This is a genomic window from Prosthecobacter sp. (genome assembly GCF_044227185.1).
Classification (GTDB): Bacteria; Verrucomicrobiota; Verrucomicrobiia; order Verrucomicrobiales; family Verrucomicrobiaceae; genus Prosthecobacter.
The window spans coordinates 94,596-112,629 of the sequence record NZ_JBGAFO010000017.1 but is presented as its reverse complement, the minus strand read 5'-3'; the positions used below and the strand labels follow the sequence as shown (position 1 = coordinate 112,629).

Here is an 18,034-nt window from a genome sequence, read left to right as displayed (position 1 = left end):
GGCCACCACGGGAGCCTTCATCACCATTGAACCCCAATGGGTTATCTTTCATTTTTGGGCGCGACCCGAAGGCGTGAGCGGGGGAGTTTTTCCGTCTCTGCTCAAAGCTATGACGCTAAGCCGAGCCTTACGGGATGATGAATTTTACATTTATTAGCAAGTGTTAGAAATGTCAACAATTGACATATTCTCAATATCAAACACACCAAACATGAGAAGGAAATACTCGCACCTCAAGAAAATCCCGCAAGCGGCGCTTGCGGCGGTTTTATCGCTCCATCTAGCGCTGCCGCAGAAAACGGTGGCTGATGTCGTGCCAGGAACAATCCTGACCGGCACCCACAGCATCACCAGTGCCGATGCGGACAGCAACGGCATCATCGATGGCAACAGCAGCACCGGCTACTTTGTGAGCTCGGGAACCTTGAACATCAGCGACGTGACGCTGCAGAACTTCTCCACGCATGGGGGAGACGGCAGCGGCGGCGGAGCGGGGATGGGAGGCGCATTGTTCATCAACACGGGAGCGACGGTGACGCTGAACAACGTGAATTTTCTTTCCAACACCGTCCAGGGGGGCAACGGGGGCGTGGGGCAGTATGGCGGCTCCCTGAACAATCTCTTCAACAATGGGGCGGCGGCCGCATCTGGCAGCAACGGCTACACGCCGCCGTATGACATGCTGGCGGACATCAACGGCGCAAACGGCAGCCGCGGCGGGAACGGGACCAGCAGCGCCGTGGGATTCGGCGGTGCCGGCGGAAACGGCAGCGACGGCACGCATGGTGGCAGCAGCAACCCGCTGCTGCTGGCGGCGGTGGTGGCGGCCACGATCGACCTGACAGCAGGCACGACAGAAACCGCGGCAGACGCGGCGAACCCGCTGACCGCAAACGTGGCAGCCGGTGATGCCGCCGAAGTGGCGGTGAAAGTGATCAACCTCGCGTCCGCGATCACAGCGGTGGTGACTTTTGACACCGCGCTGGCAGCGGGCCAGATCGGCTATGGAGGCACGGCAGGCTCCGGCGGCCAGGGCGGGAACAGCGCCTTTGGCTTTGGTGGCGCGCCCGGTGGCAGCGGTGGCGATGGTGGCGCAGGAGGGCAGCCGGGAGTGGGCTCTCTGCTGGCTGGAGTGGGTGGCGCGGCTGGTGGTGACGCCGGCAATGGCGGATCCGGCGGCATGGGCGGGTTTGGAGCTGGTGGCGGTGCCGGCGGTGCCGGCGGTACAGGCGGCGCGGGAGCGAGCTGGGGTCTCCCTTCCGCCCTTCTTCCGGTGTCTGGCAACCAGGGGTCTGTCAGCACGACACCCGCCTACTATGACCAGGTGCAGCGTCACGTGGGTGAAGATGACCAGGGCAACCCGGTGCAAAACACGGATCCCCAGGGAGCGAACTACAATACGACGGCGTCCTTTTATACCGAGCGAACGGTCAACGGCACGTACCATCCGGCAGTGACCACGGTCTCTGATCCCACCCCGAGCTTCTCCGGATGGAGCGAGCTTTCCGGAAGCCGTCCGGACGGCCTGGATGGCAGCGGTGGGAGCGGGGGAGTGGGAGGCTTTGGCGGCGGTGCCGGAGCCGGCGGCAGCGGCTATAACACGGTGGCCGGCGGTGGTTCTGGCGGCTCGGGCTTCGGCGGAGCCATCTTTGTGCGTTCGGGAGCCACACTGCACATCACGGGAGACGCGTTGTTTGACGGCAACGGCGCACGTGGCGGGCAGGGGCAGGCAGCGAGCGGTGCCAACACGACGGACGGTGTGAGCGGGATCGGAGTGGGAACGGACATCTTTCTGATGACCGGCGGCACGCTGCTGCTGGATCCTGGCGCGGGACATACCATCACCTTCAACGGGAATCCGTACAACACCTCGATCGCGGATGACAGCGCGTCGTCCATCATTCCCTCCGGCGGCACGAGCAAGATCCCCTCGGGTGCAGGCGCGGATGTGCACATCATGAGCGGGCTGGTGCAGTTCAACGGCGCCAATGTGTACTCCGGACAGACGATCATCCAGGGCGGCACGCTGCAGGCGACAGACGGCTCCGGCATCTACTGGGACAGCAACATCAACCTGGCGGGCACGACGACGTCTGACGCGGTGCTGATGGCGGACGGGACGGAAGGGAGCATCACGCGCTTTGTGGGAACCCAGAGCAACCGCCTGCAATGGACTGGCAGCGGAGGTTTTGCCGCCGTGAACGGCGACCTGACGGTGAATCTGAGCAACGGGCAGACGATGAAGTGGGCGGCGAACAGCTTTGTGCCGAACAACAACGCGCTGGTCTTTGGCTCCGTGTATGCCACGAACAAGGTGCTGTTTAACAACAACATCAACCTCAACAACGACAACCGTACGATCCTGGTGGTGGCGAATGATGCCACGCTGAGCGGAACGACCGCCAATGTGGACTATGCGGTGCTGAGCGGGGTGATCTCCAACGGCTCTCTGACGCTGGGGGATGCCACGCACAAGGGCACCGTGGTGCTGACGGGTGCGAACACCTACACGGGTGCGACGACGGTGAACGGCGGCGGACTGGCGCTGGCCTCAGCGGGCTCTCTGGTGAACACGATGGCGCTGACGCTGGCGAACGGAACGAGCTTTGACATCTCGGGTCTGATCGCCACGGGACAGACGCTGGCCTCCCTGACCGCAGGAACGAGCACCACGGTGAGCCTGGGTGCGAAGAACCTGACGGTGGGCGACAGCAGCAGCACCACGGTGGCGGGTGTCATCAGCGACGGCGGCATCTACGGTGGAACCAGCGGATCGCTGACGAAACAGGGCAGTGGCACACTGACGCTGACAGCCGTGAACACTTACTCGGGCGGCACGACGATCAGCGCGGGCACGCTGGCGCTCACTGGCAGCGGCTCGCTGGCGGCTGCATCTGCCATGAACATCACGGGGGCGGGCGGGACGTTTGACATCTCTGGCATCAACGCCAGCGGCGAGACGATCGGCTCGATCGCGGGAGTGAGCGGATCGAAGGCGGTGCTGGGCAGCAAGAACCTGACTGCGGGCGGATCGAGCGACACGACGATGGCAGGTGTCATCAGCGGCAGCGGCGGCTCCTTCACCAAGACCGGCAGCGGCAAGCTGACGCTGACGGCGGCGAACACCTACACCGGCGCCACGACCGTGGCCGCAGGTACGCTGGCGCTTTCCGGAGCGGGATCTCTGGCAGACAGCACCGCGGTGAGCCTGACGGATGCAAGCAGCAAGCTGGACATCTCGGCCATCAGCGCCGGCAGTGAAACGGTGGCCTCTCTCGCCAGCGTGGCGGGTTCCTCCGTGGTGCTGGGCGCGAAAAACCTGACGGCGGGTGACTCCAACAACACCACGGTGGCGGGCAGCCTCAGCGGGACGGGCGGGTCCTTCACCAAAACCGGCAGCGGCACCATGACCTTCACGGGCGCAAACACCTACACCGGTGCCACCACCATCTCTGATGGAACGCTGGCACTCTCGGCGGGCGGTTCGCTTTCGGATTCCAGCGCGGTGAATCTCTCCAGCGCCATGGGCGTTCTGGACATCTCCGGCATCACCGCCGATGGCGAAACGATTGCGTCGATCGCGGGCGTGACGGGTTCCCAAGTGTTCCTCGGTGCGAAGAACCTCACGGCAGGCAATGACGGCGACACGACGATGGCGGGAGTCATCAGCGACGGCGGCATTGTGGCGGGAACGGGCGGTTCACTGACCAAGCAGGGCAAGGGCAAACTGACGCTTTCCGGAGCCAACACCTACACGGGCGACACGACGGTGAACGCGGGCACGCTGGCCACCTCCGGCAATGAGCGCATCGCCAACGCCTCGGATCTCATTGTGGCCTCGGGAGCCACCTTCCTGCTTGGCGGCAATGAAACGCTGAGCAGCATTTCGGGCGCCGGCAGCATCAACCTGCAGTCCAACACGCTGGCCACGTATTCCAATGTGGACAGCACCTTCTCCGGCGTCATCAGCGGCACCGATGAATCGATCCTCAGCAAGACGGGCACCGGCAAGCTTACGCTTTCGGGAGACAACACCTACACGGGCATCACCAACTTCAATGGCGGGAGCGTGGATCTGACCGGCAGCCTGGCGAGCAAGGAAGTGAACATTGCCTCCGGGGTGACCCTGGACAGCAAGGCAGGCGGGCTTTCCGCAATGGCGGCGATCAGCAATGACGGGACGATCAACCTGGGCTCCACCGACGACACGGTGAAATCCTACACCAGCACGGGCACGCTCAACGGGCCCGGCAAGCTGAACGCGCTGAACTACAACCTGAATGACGGCTCCGTGGTGAACACCAGCCTGGGCAGCGGCACCCTCACCACCAACGGCACGGTGAACCTGTATGGCAGCAGCGCGGCGGAGACGGTGGTGGTGAATGCCGAGAGCGTTCTCAATCTGAAGGCGCCGGAGCTGATCCTGAACTCCGCCACCGTGACGGTGAACGGCACGCTCAACCTGGACTACACTCCCGGGGGGACGGAAACCTTCCAGACGCTGCTGGGCTCCGGCACCATCCATACGAATGGCAACGCGCTGATCGTGGCGGATGGCGGCAACTTCACCGGCATCCTGGATGCTCCTGACACCAACCTCACGGTGGGCAGCAGCGGCGGCAGCGGTGGCTCATTCACGCTGGGCAGCGGCACGACGACCACACAGAGCACGGAGATCGACAACGGCCTGACGATTGGCAGCGGCGCCACCCTGAACAGCACTACGATCACCATCGCCAACGGCAGTGTCCTGGACCTGAGCGGCGGCGGCACGATCACCTTCACCACGCTGACCAGCCTGGATAAAACCGGCGGCGTCATCAACATCGGCAGCAATGATTTTGTGCTTCCCGTGGGCTCGACGATCGCAGGGAACATCACCTTCATCGGTACTGGAAAGGTCATTATCCTGGGGACATTGTCTCCCGGCTTCTCGCCTGGCGTGACCGACCTGACTGGCGCGGGCCCCGCCCCGACACTCGGCGGTGTCTTTAATGCGCAGCTCGCCGGCCTCGGCGGCGTGGGCGGCACCGACTTTGACCAGGTGCGCATCGCCCCCGGTGCGACGCTTACGATTGGCGGCACGCTGAACGTGCAGGGGTTTGGAGGCTTTGTGCCGAAGCAAGGCGACGCATTCCAGATCATCTCCGGTCCCCTGGGCACGGTGCCCATCCTTCCTCTCGCCGGCACCTTTACGACGGTGACATTTGACCCGACAGGATCGGGCCCGGTGAATGCCAATTCGGCCGGCTTTGTTCTCGACGTGAACACCGGCCTGCTGACCACCACGGGGCTGAACAGCTCCACAAACACCTTTGCGGACCTCGGCGCCACCGACAATCAGCGCGGCGCGGCAGCGGCGATCTTCAACGCGGCCTTTGTGGGCCAGAACCAGATCGACTCGTCAAAAACGGCAGGCCAGCTGGCTTTGCAGATCATCGATGCCGCCGGCGGCTCCTCGGCCGACCTGGCCAAGTACACGCCGGAGTACTATGGCTCTCTGGCGGACTACGCGTTCATGGGCAATCAGGTGCTGGTGCGCAGCATCCAGGACCGCGTTTCGCCGATGAACTACATCCCCGCCGAGATCGGCGAGGACAGCCTGAGCCAGGTGCCGGAGACGATGTCGGTGTTCATGGGCTACACGTATGCGAACCTCAACACACCGGATTCGGCGAAAGCCACGCGCAATGACTACTACGCGGGGATGAACCTGCTGGCGTCTGAGGACTATGTGTTTGGCATCGCCGGGAGCATGAGCCAGGGGAGCATCCGTGCGTCTTTGGGCAGCGCGAGCTCGGAGGGCTGGGGAGCGATGGTGTTCGGCCGCTACGTGGTGGCGAAGAGCTTCACGTTCTTTGGCAGCTTTGGGTTCAACCAGCAGAGCATGGACCTCAAGAGGCAGACGGTGAACGGAACGGTGACGGGCTCGACGGATGTGACGAGCTATGTGGGCTTCCTGGGGGTGCAGTACAAGGGGTGGAGAGTGGGCGGGGTGTCGATCGCGCCGCGGGTGTCGCTGAGCTACTCGAACTCGCGGGTGGGAGGGTTCAACGAGACGGGGGCGATCGATGCGCTCAACGTGGGAGGCTACCACAACAACCGGTTCATGGCGGAGGCTGGTGTGTCAGCGCTGTGGAGCACGGAGCTGGCGGGGAGGGGGGTCAACCTGGAAGTGTCGTTGTCGGTGCAGCAGTACCTGCAGAACACGAAGAGCCAGATGGCGGTGAACGTGGCGTCGGTGCCGTCAGCGAGCTACGGGGTGAACTTCGCGAGCACGGGGAACACGCAGGCGGTGGCGCAGGTGAACGCGAGCTACGCGATCGCGAAAGCGGTGACGGCGTATGTGGGCTACGAAGGGCACTTCGGCAACCAGAGCATGCAGTACGCCAAGGCGGGCATCCGTGTGAACTTTTAGTGGTGTGTAGCTTCCCCGCCGTCTGTGTGGATGAAATGCGAGTCATTCATGCAGCGGCGGGGACAGCGCTCGTTTTTTGAGATTAAGATTGAGATTGAGATCAACGCAGGCGCGGTCTTCCTGAATGAAGATCGCGCCTGTTTTATTTGGGAGTGTTCTACATGGAGGAGGTGTAAAACAGTTCGGCGCAGCGCGCTTTGATTCATGCGGACGTGCAAGTGCAAGTGCCTGGGATGAGCTTTGCGAATCGCCAGGGCTGCCGTGTCGTCTTTTGCCTGGCAATCATTCCACGGGTCGCAGCCGCAACTGTCGCAGGGAGTAGAAGGGAGCGTGTGATTCTGGGATACGGTGACTGCCGTGTTTGCGCTTTGGACCGAAACGATCCCGCTGGGTCTGGAAGATGTCTTCGACGAACGCCTTGCTGCCGAGGACGAGGCCGTCGGTGAAGTAGCGCACGCGGAGGCGAACGAGCTCGGCGGGGCTGAGTTTGCCTTTGGCGGCGAGCACGGCGCGGGCGGATTCGGGGGTGATGCCGCGGCGCATGACGGTTTTGTTCTGGGCATCGCGCACCTCGCGGCCCTCATCGTGGAGGAGGCAGCGGTAGGCTTCGGCGGCACCGGCGGAGCGCCAGCCGTCCACGGGTTTGCCGAGGGCCTTGCACAGGCCGCGCTGGGCTCGGCGACTGCCGCTGAGGGCTTCGGCGTAGCCGCACCAGCGGTAGTCCTTGGGATCTTGGCACAGGCCGGCGCGGACGGGGTTGAGATCGATGTAGGCGGCCATGGTGCGGAGAGGCTCGCCTTTGCCTTCGACGAGCACGCTTTTGAAGCGGTCCATCCACAGCGTTCCCTTGCGTTCATGGCGCTTGTTGTACCAGCGGCTGAAACGCTCTTTGATTTCTTTGACGAAGAGGGAGAGATCGCAGAAGCGCTTTTTGAGGGCGGCGATGCGCTGATCGGCGAGGACGGTCAGGCCGCGGGAGCGGAGATCGGAGAGTTCCTCGCGGAGGAGGGCGAGGTAGGCACGGCTGTAGAGGATGGCGAGATGATCGAAGAGCTTCACCTCGCCGTGGGGACCTTCAAAGCGCTGCAGCCAGGTCTGCCGGTGGGGCACCTCGGCGAGGAGGTGGAAGTGATTGCTCATGAGGCAGTAGGTGACGACCTTGATGCCGGAGAACTCCGCCATGCGCCAGATGACGCGGCGGAGGGCTTCTTTTTCGATGTCGTCGAAATGAACCTCGCCGCCGCAGGTGCGTGACATGACGTGGTAGCAGTAGGATTCCAGGGGACCTTTGCCAAGGATGCGGTGGCGGCCACCGGACCAGGAGCGCGCGCCGGGATAGAGGCCGGTTTTGGCATTCACGCCGACAAGCTGCTCTTCGAGCGGGGGCGACTGGGGATGAGGGGATTGGGCGGGGCGCATGGGGCGGAAGATGGAAGGAAACGTGGCGGCGGCAACAACTAAATGCCTGGCATTATGTTTTTACAGACGAGGGCTGCGCGATCAATAACTAAATGCCTGGCATTATGTTAGGTGCCGACAACGCGAACCGGGAGCTTTTCGTGAGGCCTATTTCTGCAGGAGTTTCTTCACGGTTTCCGTGACTTCTTTGGCGCCTTCGGGGTCGTAGCCGGATTTGACGTAGGCGACTTTGCCGTCGGGGCCGATGACGACGGTGTGAGGGATGCCTTCGACGCCGAAGTTCTGGCCGACGCGCTGATCGGCATCGAGCGCGACTTCAAACTTCCAGCCGCGGGTTTCGAGGAAGGTTTTCACGGTGTCTTTGTCTTCGGCCTGGTTGATGCCGACGAAGCGGACTTGCTGCTTATCAAAGGCCGACATTTCGTCGATCATCTGAGGAAGCGACTTGATGCAGGGGCCGCACCAGGTGGCCCAGAAGTCGAGGACGATCACTTTGCCTTTTTCTTTGGCGAGATCAAAATCCCCGCCGCCGAGCAGGGGAAGAGTGAAGGGCTTTGCATCCTGATTGAGCAGGGGGGAGCTCTGGCCGCCGGAGGCGGGAAGCACGGGCTCGGGCGCGAATTTCAGCTTCCATTCCCGGAGGGCCACCATGGCGGCATTGTCAGGAGGCGTGGTGGTGCGGATGACATAAATCTGGGTGAGAGGCACGCGGCAGTCGCCGAGGAGGGGATGGGTGCCGAAGACCGCGTCTTCAGCGAAGCGACTCACCTTCAAGCCAAGACGACCGCCGTTGTTGAGCAGCAGCCAGTGGGTGATGACGGGGGGCTCGTCTTTCTTGTCGAGGGCGACGAAGGCGGCACTGACGGCGTCCGCGGGCTTGATGAGCCAGACGGCGGCTTTCACGCGGTCGCGCGGGACTTGAATGGTCTCCATTCCGGAGCGGACGGCAAAGTGATCCGCGGTGGCGGCCTCGATCACCCCGCGCAGCAGGTCTCCGTTTGCGGCGAGCAGTGCGTGCCGCGGCGGGTCTTCCTTGCGGAAGCGGGGGACGGTGAGGGCATTCTCCCGGGCGCGTGCATCGACGACGGGAACGGCCACGCGGCCGGGCGCAATGCGGGCGCTGAAGGAGGTGATTTTCACGGGGCGTTCGCCATTTCCCCAGAGGCTGAAGGGCTCGATGATGATGCCGCTGCCGGAGCGCATTTTGGGATTGAGCACGATCTTGCGCGCGGAGACGCCATTGAAGAAGACTTCGACGGTGCCTTCCGTCATGGCGATGCGGACGGGCACGGAGCCGTTGGTGCGCAGGCGAAACTGCCGGTCCATTTGATCGCCATTGGATTCGAGGCCGAAGCAGACCTCGCTGCCCATGTGGCCGAAGAGGAGATTGGTGCTGGGCGCGGCGGGATTAATGCCGTCGCAGAACAAACGCATGCGCATGGCGCAGAAACCGCTGTTGTGGAGGGTGAAGTTGATCTCATTGACCTGCATGAAGGAGGGATGCCCCCATGAACCGCCGGCATTGAAGGAGACCTCCGCCTTGCCAATGCGCTGCACCTGGTCGGCACCGCCGCGCACACGCTGCCAGCCGGGATCCTCGAAACCGTCGAGGTTCAAAGCGGCTCCGCCGAATTGAATGGCCTGGAGCTTGTCGGCGGGGAGGTGTTTTACAGCCGCGACCTCGGAGTCGATGTCCACCCGTTTTGCATCGATGGCCCGCAGCCTGCCGGGGACCACATCGCCGTCGTTAAGATAGAACAGGGCCTCGCTGCGCATGCCCGCGGGCTGCTCTGCCACGGCGCGGGTGATCTCCATCTCGCCCGAGCTGACCATGGCGACGGGCTTGAGAGCGCCGAAGGGCTTCCAGAGGGGCTGCGCCCCGCCGCCGGCAGCGAGGGTGCCGTGCAGGATGTTTTTGTTGATGGTGAGGGTGTCGAGGGATTTCAGATCGGTCTTCTTTTCGTCTTTTTCGAAACCTTTGAACTCCATGTGGTGGAGCGTGGTGATCTTGAAATTCACCGGCGCCTCGGAGAAGGTGGTTTTGAAGGAGGCCGCGTCATTGCGCACCTGCAGCAGGGTGCCATTGATCCATTCTCCATCGGTGAACCACATCTCCGTGAGGGGCTGCGCGGCCTGGAAAAAGGGCGAGGCTTCCGTGAGCATTTCCACAGCCAGAACCTTGTCCCAGGGCAGGCTGGTTTCTTTGCCGTCCTGGCCGAGCACTGTGAGCGTGGCGGAGTCTGCGCGTACGGCGCGTGCTTTGAGATAATGCCCGTCGGTCAGTTCGATGCGCGGCCGCACGTCGGTGATGTCGGTGGGAAGCACGCCATCCCACGCGCGGATGCGCAGGGCCTCCAGAGTCAGATTGGGCCCCTTGTTGAGCAGGGTGAGGCCGGTGGGACTGACATCTGTCGTGTTGGAGGAATTGCGCGCCTGTTCCTGCGCCTGCGCCACGGCTTCAGCCCGGCCCTGGACGGCTCCCTTCACCGCGCCGAGCAGCGCGCCAAAAAGCCCGCCGCCGGCTTTCGGCGCGGGTTTCTTTTCCGCGGCTTTCGGCTGCGCTGCGGTTTCGGCGGCATCCACCGGCTCCTTGCTGGTTTCGGCGAGCTTCCGGCCGTCGGCCCCATAGATGGCGCACAGGCCTGTTTTGCGGTTCCAGAACAGGGTGAGCGTGATGCGGCGCGAATCGCTGCCGAGTTTTTGCACACTTTCAAACACGCGGCCCTGCAGCACCACGTCATCGACCCACGTCTCCACAATGACGCGCTCGTCATCCGCGGTCTTGAGCTCCAGTTTAAACTCAGGCCGCGTGCTGGAGCTGAGCGTGAAGTGCAGCTCCACCAGCTCCGGTGCCTCCACGGGAAGGGTGGCGCGGCGGTTCCAGCCCACCTGCTGCAAAGCCGCGCCCGGAACCATGCGCCAGAGTTTTTCCTTGGGAGCAGCGGTGCTGCTGTTCGGCGGGGCGGGCTCGGTCCAGCCGTGAGTGCCGGCGAGGGTGGAAAGGAGAGTTCCGGCGGCTTTCAGGCGCTGCACGCTGACGACGGCCTCGCGCAGCACCTGGATGCTGCCGAAGCGCGCGGATGTCACGCTCAGGGTCCTGGCATCGAGTCCTGTGACGGAGCCAAACAGGCGGCTGCCATCGGCGAGGCGGATGCTGAAGGCTTCGTCTGTCTGGGCGTCCGTCTTGAAGCGGTTCACGCGCTTCAGCACGTCCACGCTCACCCGGAAGTTCTCGCTGAACATGGGCGTGCGCCAGATGGCCTGGCCGTTTTCGAAACCGACGAAATCACCGCCGATCCACTCGCCATTCTGCCAGTGCAGCTCGGAGCCGGGGCAGGTGATGCCCGCCAGCATCAGGAAAGCGACGAGATGTCTAGCGTTCATAGATGGGCAGGAAACGATAGTTTAACCCCAGGGCCAGAAGGGACATGCCGGTCTCATAGGCGCCGCTGCCAAAGCTGCCGTCCGCGGACTGGCTTTCCCCGAGCACGCGCGCGGTGGCGGCGTTCCATTTTTGCCAGGAGACGTAGTCGCCCTGGAACAAGGCCTGGGCCATGTAATAGCGGAAGTACTCCTTGTAGCCGCCTTCGGAGTGCTCCAGGCGGTCGGTGATGTGCTTGAGGGTGGCCTTGAACTCCTCGCTGTCCTTGTGCTTGGAAACGGCGGCCACGAGGGTGGCGATGGCGCTGCGGTTCATCGACTCGCCGAAGCCGCCGAAGCCGCCGGAATAGGCGACGCTGCCGTCCTTCCCGGTGCTGCGCCGCATGTATTCCAGCGCGGTGTTGACGACTTCATCGGGGACGTCCATGCCGGCATTGCGCGCGGCGAGGAGGCCCATAAGCACGGCTCCGGTGACGGAGGTGTCCGCATCGGTCGAGTTGGGCATGTACCGCCAGCCGCCCCAGCGGTTGGCCTTCTGTGAAGTGGAGGCGCAGCGGATGGCGAGATCCAGCGCCTGGCCGATGGAGCGCACCGGCTTGCCGCCCTCCCAGAGAAGCGACTCGTCCACGGCGCCATAGGCTTCGGAAAGGGAGAGCATGGCAAAGCCGTGATGGTACATGCTGTTGGGGAGGTAGCCGCTGGTCGCATCCTGGCTGCGAATGATGGCACGCAGCGCGCGGCGGATGTTTGGCGCATAGCGGCCGAAGTTTGGATCTTCACCGCTGGCGAGAAAAGCCATGAGGCAGATGCCGTCGATGCCGGCGCCATCGTGGCCTCCCTGCCAGCTTCCGGAGTCGCTCTGTTTGGAGGCGAGCCATGCGAGACCGCGCTCGTAGACGGTCTCCACCTCCTGGGGGATGGCGCCGCCGAAGCGGAGTGAGGGGTCCTGGGCGAGGGTGCTCAGCGTGAAGAGAAAGGTGCAGAGCAGAATGAGGAATGACGAATGGCGGATGACGAATGGCGCGGCGCTGTCGTGCGGGACGGCAGGCCGCGGTTTTGTCGTGGAGATTTCGTCATTCATTCGTCATTCCTCATTCTGGTTTCGCCATTTGATTTGTCATTGATCAAACATGATGCCGCCGTTGATGATGATCTGGTTGGGGTTGGCGCGTCCGCCCTGCTTCATGCGCTGCTCGTGATTGTTCTGGATGCCCTCCCAATACTGCACGGCGTCAGGGAGATCGCGTTCCTTGCAGAGCTTCCACTGCTCCGGTGTGAGGATCTTCTGCATTTCCTTTTCCGCGACGCCGGCCACGGGAACGAGGGCATAGTAGTACTGCAGGTACCACTGGAAGGACATGTAGCGCTCGATGTCCGGCAGATAGTCGGCCAGCACGCGCTGGATGGCGTCTTCGATCCTGGCGCATTGATCCGCGGAAAGCCTGCGGCGGCGGTCGAGCTCGGAGGCGCTCATGGCGGCCATGGCCTTGAGGCGGTACTGCAGGCGTTCATCGGACGCCTGCTGGAGAGTTTTCTGCTGGGATTCGGTCAGAGTGGTCTTGAGGGCGGTTTTCCAGATGTCGGTGTTTTGCGGCTGGATTTCATTGCGGCTGAAGCTGGCGCGCTCCGTGCCCGCCAGCGCCTGCATGACGTTTTTCGGCGTGGCGTTCTGAACGCTCTGGCGGATGAAGTTTTCCGCAAACTGGCGCCAGTAGGCCAGACTGGACTCCACCGCGCCTTTGGCCGCGGTGGTGAGGCGTGCGACGACCGGCCCGGGCAGGGAGAGCAGGCGGGAGGCTTCCTCGACCTGCGGCATCATCGCCTCGAGTGCCCGGCTGCGCTCCGCCACAAACATCTTGTAGAGGTGCTGCGAAATGGCCGCCTCCATGTCAGGCACCTCGGCGAAGGAGCCGTTCGTGTCCGGCATGGAATTGCGCGAGGTGGAGCCCTTGGAAAAGATCAGCTCCTTCCAATGAGCCCACTGCACGTCATCCAGAATGGCGCGCACCTTTTCCTCCTTCACCTTGCCCGCGTTCTGAAAAAGCTGGGCGGTGTTGTAGCTCCAGTACTGCTGACGGCGCTGATCGAGAAGGGGCTGCATGGTCTCCGCGAGGAGGGGCTCAAGCTGTGAGCGCTGGACCTGGCTGAGGCACACCAGCTTGTCCATCTCGGCAAGGCAGGCGCGCGCGATGGCCTGGCCGGTGCGCTGCTCGCGCAGCTTGTTTTCAGACGTCATGCGCGCGCGCTCCTCCTCGGTCAGCAGTTTTTTGACCCCCTGCGTCCAGATGGGCAGCTTCATGGCCTGGATGTCCTCGTTGATGCCGAAATACACGTTCCCACGGACGCGCTTGCGCTCGCTGGAGGAGTAGTTTTTGGCCTGCTGCAGCCAGCCCTTGCGCGCCTGCCGCAGGGACTCCTGGATGGCCTGTTTCGACAGCTTCTCCAGCGCGTCCTGGCGCTCCTTGCTTAGATTCAGAGACAGGACCATGCCGTCGATCTCCGCGCCCATGGCCATTTCCATCTGCTGCTCGGCCTGCTGTTCGGAAGGCTTGATCATGTCCGCCAGCTCGGACTCCGCCTTGCCGCGCTCCTCCTTGTCGGTCTTCTGCCACTGGGTGAGCATGTCTGAAGACAGGACCTTCGCCGCTGCTTCGTCCCAGGTCTTGTCCCACACCTCGCCGCGCGGCCGGTCAAAACGGATGGAGAAGTAATTGCGGCGCATGATGTTTTCCCGGGCCGCCGGCGGGAGAGTGCGCAGCATGCCGGTGGCGCGCTTTTTTTCGGCGCTGCTGAGCCGGTCCAGCAGGTCGTCCGCCGTCTTGTTCAAAGCCTTGACCTGGGCATCCGAGAGCGAGAGCTTTTGCTTCATCAGATCGATCCTGGCGCGGAGGTCTTCATTCATGGGCCCGCGTGATTCACGCACCCAGCGCTCCAGATGGGCGGAGATTTCCTTGTCCGTCTGCTGCTTCGCCTTCTCATCCGCCTCATGCCAGGTGGTGTAGCGGGCGGCGCCGAGCGTGGCCTGCACCGCGGCAAGCCACGCAGGGTCTTCATCGGGCGGGGTCCAGTCCTCCACGGGTTCATTGGGGCCTGCCACGTCCGGCTTCCACATGCCGATGTGGCGGATGGCGGCGGCGTCGGAGGTGCGTGAGAGATAGGTGCGCATCATCACCAGGGCGAGCGGCTGCCACGTTTTGACCGTGGCATCCACGGCCTTGCCGGACTCCGTCTGCAGCCTGGTTTTTTCCTCCGGGGAGAGCTTCACCGCTGTGTCGATGGCCTGGATGACGTCCGCCATCTGCGCGGTGAGCTGCTTGTGCTTTTCAGGCACGCATGACTGCACAAAATCCGCCAGCACCTTCTCCACCGCTGGGGAAAGAGGCTTCTTCAGCTCGGCGCGTGAGGGGATCTGCGCGCGGGTTTCGCCTCCACCGGCGATGACGAGGGCCACCAGCAGCAGCTTGATCATTTGCCAGCGCCTCCTGCTTCCAGCTTGTTGAAATAGGCGTCCAGCCCGGTCTTGAATTCTTCGGGCAGTTCGCGGCCGGCCTTGCCAGTGGCCTGGCCCACCGGGCGGGCGTTGACATTGGTCTCGGCATCGGATCCGGGGCCGAGATCTGAAAGCGCGGCCACGGCGCTCTCCGCGCCCGCGGTGCCGCCGCCGCCCGGATTGGAGCCCCCGCCGCCGCCGCCCTTGCCCTGGCGCTTGGCCTGCAGCAGGAGCTCGATGGCTTCCGTCTCCGCGGCGATGGCTGGTGCGCCGGTGTCCGGTTTGTCGAGAATGCCGGCGGCTTCATCCATCACATGCATCACGGCATTGAGCAGCTTGAGCTCCTTGCCAAATTTTTCATTCCCCTGGGGCAGACGGAGGATGTCATCAAACGCACCGCGGGTGCTGGCCTGGATGCCAAACTGCTTCGAGGCGAGGATGGCGGATTTTTTTCCGTGCTCTCCTTCCTTGAGGGCGGCCTTCGCGTTTTCCAGCTCGCGGGTTTCTTCGCGCAGTTTCATTTCATCGCGCAGAGACTGCATGACCTTGAGCACGATCTCCGGAGGCAGGCTGTCCGCGCTGCAACTGCTGCAGGATTTGCACTCGCTGGCCGCCACCATCTCCTCCGCCCAGCGGTCCAGGGTGTCCGCCCAGAATTCGGCGCCCGCCATGCTGTTGCCGCTGAGGTTCACCGCGGCCTGGTCTCCCAGGTAGGTGAGCATTTTCACCACCTGGGTCTCCTTCATCTGGCTGATGATATTCTTGAAATGCATGTCGGGCTTCCGTGCGAAGTAGGCCTCGAGGTCGCTCTGGATCACGCGCACGACTTCGCTCTGGGACTTCTCATTTTCGGCGATGGCGGCCGCATCCTTCACCGGCTTGCGCTCCAGGCCGAAGGCGCTGAGCGTCTTGGTGTTGAGATCCTTGGAGACCACCAGCTGCTGGCGCGAGGCGGCTTTGAGCCGTTTCACAAAAGTGCTGGCCTCCAGGCTCGCGAGGATGGAGCCCAGTTCATCCGAGACGCGCGCAAATTCGGCCAGCAGCAGCTTCTGCTCGTCGAGCGCATCCTGCATTTTCTTCTGCGCCTGGGAGGCCGGCGGCTGCTCCTGGGGCTTGTCCTCCGGCTTGTCATTCTTCTTGGCGCCGGGAGCCGCGGCCATCTGCGTGGTGGGCAGCTTCATGGCGCTGGGCTTGGGCGGCGAGGGCTTCGCGTTCGGGTCGGCCGGCTGCTGCTCGGCCTTGCTCATGGAGCCCTCCTTGTCGGAGATGCCGGGCATGTTGTCCTTCTTCTGCTCTTCGGTGGAGGCCTTGCCGCCCTGCGAAGCCTTGGGAAGGTCCGGACCGTTGGCAATCTGCGGTGCGCTGGGCTTGCTCTGACCGGCCTTGCCTTCGCCCGGCTTGCCTGGCTTGGAGGAAGACTGCTGGGAGGAATTGGACGGCGGATTGGCGGCGGTGGACTGGCTGGGTTTGCCAGCCTGCGCGTTGGAGCTCTGCTTCAGCAGGTCCGCCACACTGGGCATGCGCTTGGCGGAGATGTCCTGGAGGGACTTCAGCATGGTGGCCCAGGATTCGAGGCGCTTGGCGTCAAATTCGTCGTTGCGCGTGGCCTGCTCCACCAGGCTGCGGCCGCTTTGGTTCAGCATGCCAAGACGCGTGGCATTGGCATTTTCAGCGCTGGCCTGCTGGGCGATCTTGCGGCGGTTCTCCGGGCGGTCGAGCTCCGCGGGGCTGAGGGCGCGCAGCTCCTTGTTGGTGGCGTGAAGCTGCTGCTCACGCTCGTAGCTTTCGCGCGCGGCTTCGAGCCATTTGCCAAACTGCTCCGTGAGCCAGAGGGCGTGGTCGGTCTTGTTCAGCACGTGCAGCACGAAGGCGGTGGAGTAGGCGCGCTTGCGCTGTGGCAGATAGTCCTCCGCCCAGGCGCGGATCTCCAGGGTCTGAGGGGCCACGCCGTCACGGGTGGCGCAGAAGGTGGCCTTGGAGGACAGCATCTTCTTTTCGGGCTCGCCGGCGGCGGCAATTTTATCCCCCTTGGTCTTGTCATCATTGACGCTGCGCCATTCCAGGCCCGTGCGCTGGATGCCGAAGTCATCCTGCACATCGAGATCAAACACGACGACTTCGGAATCGAGCACCACCTGCTCCTGAGTTTCACGCCGTGCGGCCAGGCGCGGGGCTTCGTCTGCGATGGCGTTGATCTTTAACACAAGCGGTTCGCGTGGCGTGAGGCCGTCGCGGTCTTTCCACATCACATGCTTTTCAGCGTCGGCTGAGACCTTGTGGAAAGGGGTGGTCACCTTCGTGCCGGACACTTTTTCCGCTTCGCCATCCATCTCGGCCGAGGCGAGATCACGCGATGCGGTGGCTTCGAGGGAGGCCTGGGCTCCTTTCAGCACGCTCACCGAGCCGCCGCGTACTTCGATCATCGGCTCCGTCTTGTATTTCAAATAGTCCGGCAGGCGGGTGCGCACGGAAAGCGCGGTGAGCTCCGGCCGGGTGCGGGGCTGGACGCTCACGGTCTTGCGCACATCGCCCAGGGAGAGGGACAGGGCCGCATCTTCCTTTTGAGGCGGAAACGCCAGGGGATAGGCACCTTGCTTGAGGCTGCTCACCACGGCTGGCTGATCGCTGATCTGGGCCGTGGCCGCGGCAGGCGACCAGCGGGTGTCCTTGTTGAGCTGGACCTTGAGATCAAAGGGCTCTGCAAACGGCACCACCAGGCGGTCTGGCAGGGGCTCGATCTTCGCGAAGGTGAAGCGCTCCACATCCCGCCAGGGCGTGGCCCAGCGGGCGAGGGCGTTCCAGGCGGCGTCGGGCACGAGGGTGAGGGCCGCGACGGCGAGCATGGCGGTGATTCCGGCCGCCCAGCCCCACTGGAAATGTTTCGCCTCCGGCACGGCATGGGTGAAGTCCTTGTCCTTCACCGCATCGGCCGCCTGATCCATGGCCGCCTGCACCAGGCGCTCGCTGCGCCCGGCCGAACCCGCCTCGACATGCGCCAGCTCGACGATGCCCAGCAGTTGATCCCCGAGGCGTGGGAAGGTGCGCTTGAGCAGCCTCGCGGCGTCCTCCAGACTGCGCTGGCGCCAGACCCAGCGGTGCCACTTCAGCGGCAGGCCCAGCCCCAGCACGGCGGCGCCCGTGATGAGCAGCGTGGCGCGCAGCCAGACCGGCGTCTCCATCACGCGATCCAGCGCGAAGACCAGGATGTAGGAAAACACGATCCCGAAAGCGGCCGCCAGCAGCCCCTCGGTGAGTTTGACGATCCAGACGCGCTTGCGAAAATCCGCGAGCTTCGATTCGAGGATGACCGGCAGTTCTGTTTTCAT

At 63.6% G+C, this 18,034-nt stretch carries 6 protein-coding genes; 1 reads left to right on the top strand and 5 read right to left on the bottom strand.

Translation table 11 applies throughout. The annotated features are described in order from the left end of the window. The first annotated feature begins 211 nt into the window (after window positions 1–211). A complete protein-coding gene (locus ACILSQ_RS28910) occupies window positions 212–6,418 on the top strand; it encodes an autotransporter-associated beta strand repeat-containing protein (RefSeq protein WP_395747178.1) in 6,207 nt (2,068 codons plus the stop codon). Between the two features lie 282 nt (window positions 6,419–6,700). Here the strand turns inward: ACILSQ_RS28910 and ACILSQ_RS28905 are convergent, their stop codons facing one another. The 5 genes from ACILSQ_RS28905 to ACILSQ_RS28885 form a co-directional block, all read right to left on the bottom strand. Continuing rightward, complete coding sequence (locus ACILSQ_RS28905) at window positions 6,701–7,837, bottom strand: transposase (protein WP_395747177.1); 1,137 nt, start codon at window positions 7,835–7,837, stop codon at window positions 6,701–6,703. A gap of 147 nt (window positions 7,838–7,984) precedes the next feature. Continuing rightward, window positions 7,985–11,221 (bottom strand): TlpA family protein disulfide reductase, encoded by a 3,237-nt coding sequence (locus ACILSQ_RS28900; protein ID WP_395747176.1) that lies wholly within the window; start codon window positions 11,219–11,221, stop codon window positions 7,985–7,987. Then, entirely contained in the window at window positions 11,211–12,299 is a 1,089-nt protein-coding gene (locus tag ACILSQ_RS28895) for a squalene--hopene cyclase (RefSeq protein WP_395747175.1), read from the bottom strand. Before ACILSQ_RS28895 ends, ACILSQ_RS28900 begins: the two co-directional genes overlap by 11 nt. A gap of 36 nt (window positions 12,300–12,335) precedes the next feature. Beyond that, on the bottom strand, window positions 12,336–14,687 hold the full coding sequence (locus ACILSQ_RS28890; protein ID WP_395747174.1) for a hypothetical protein: 2,352 nt from the start codon (window positions 14,685–14,687) through the stop codon (window positions 12,336–12,338). Then, window positions 14,684–18,034: a hypothetical protein gene (locus tag ACILSQ_RS28885; RefSeq protein WP_395747173.1), complete on the bottom strand. Its 3,351-nt coding sequence runs from the start codon at window positions 18,032–18,034 to the stop codon at window positions 14,684–14,686. Before ACILSQ_RS28885 ends, ACILSQ_RS28890 begins: the two co-directional genes overlap by 4 nt.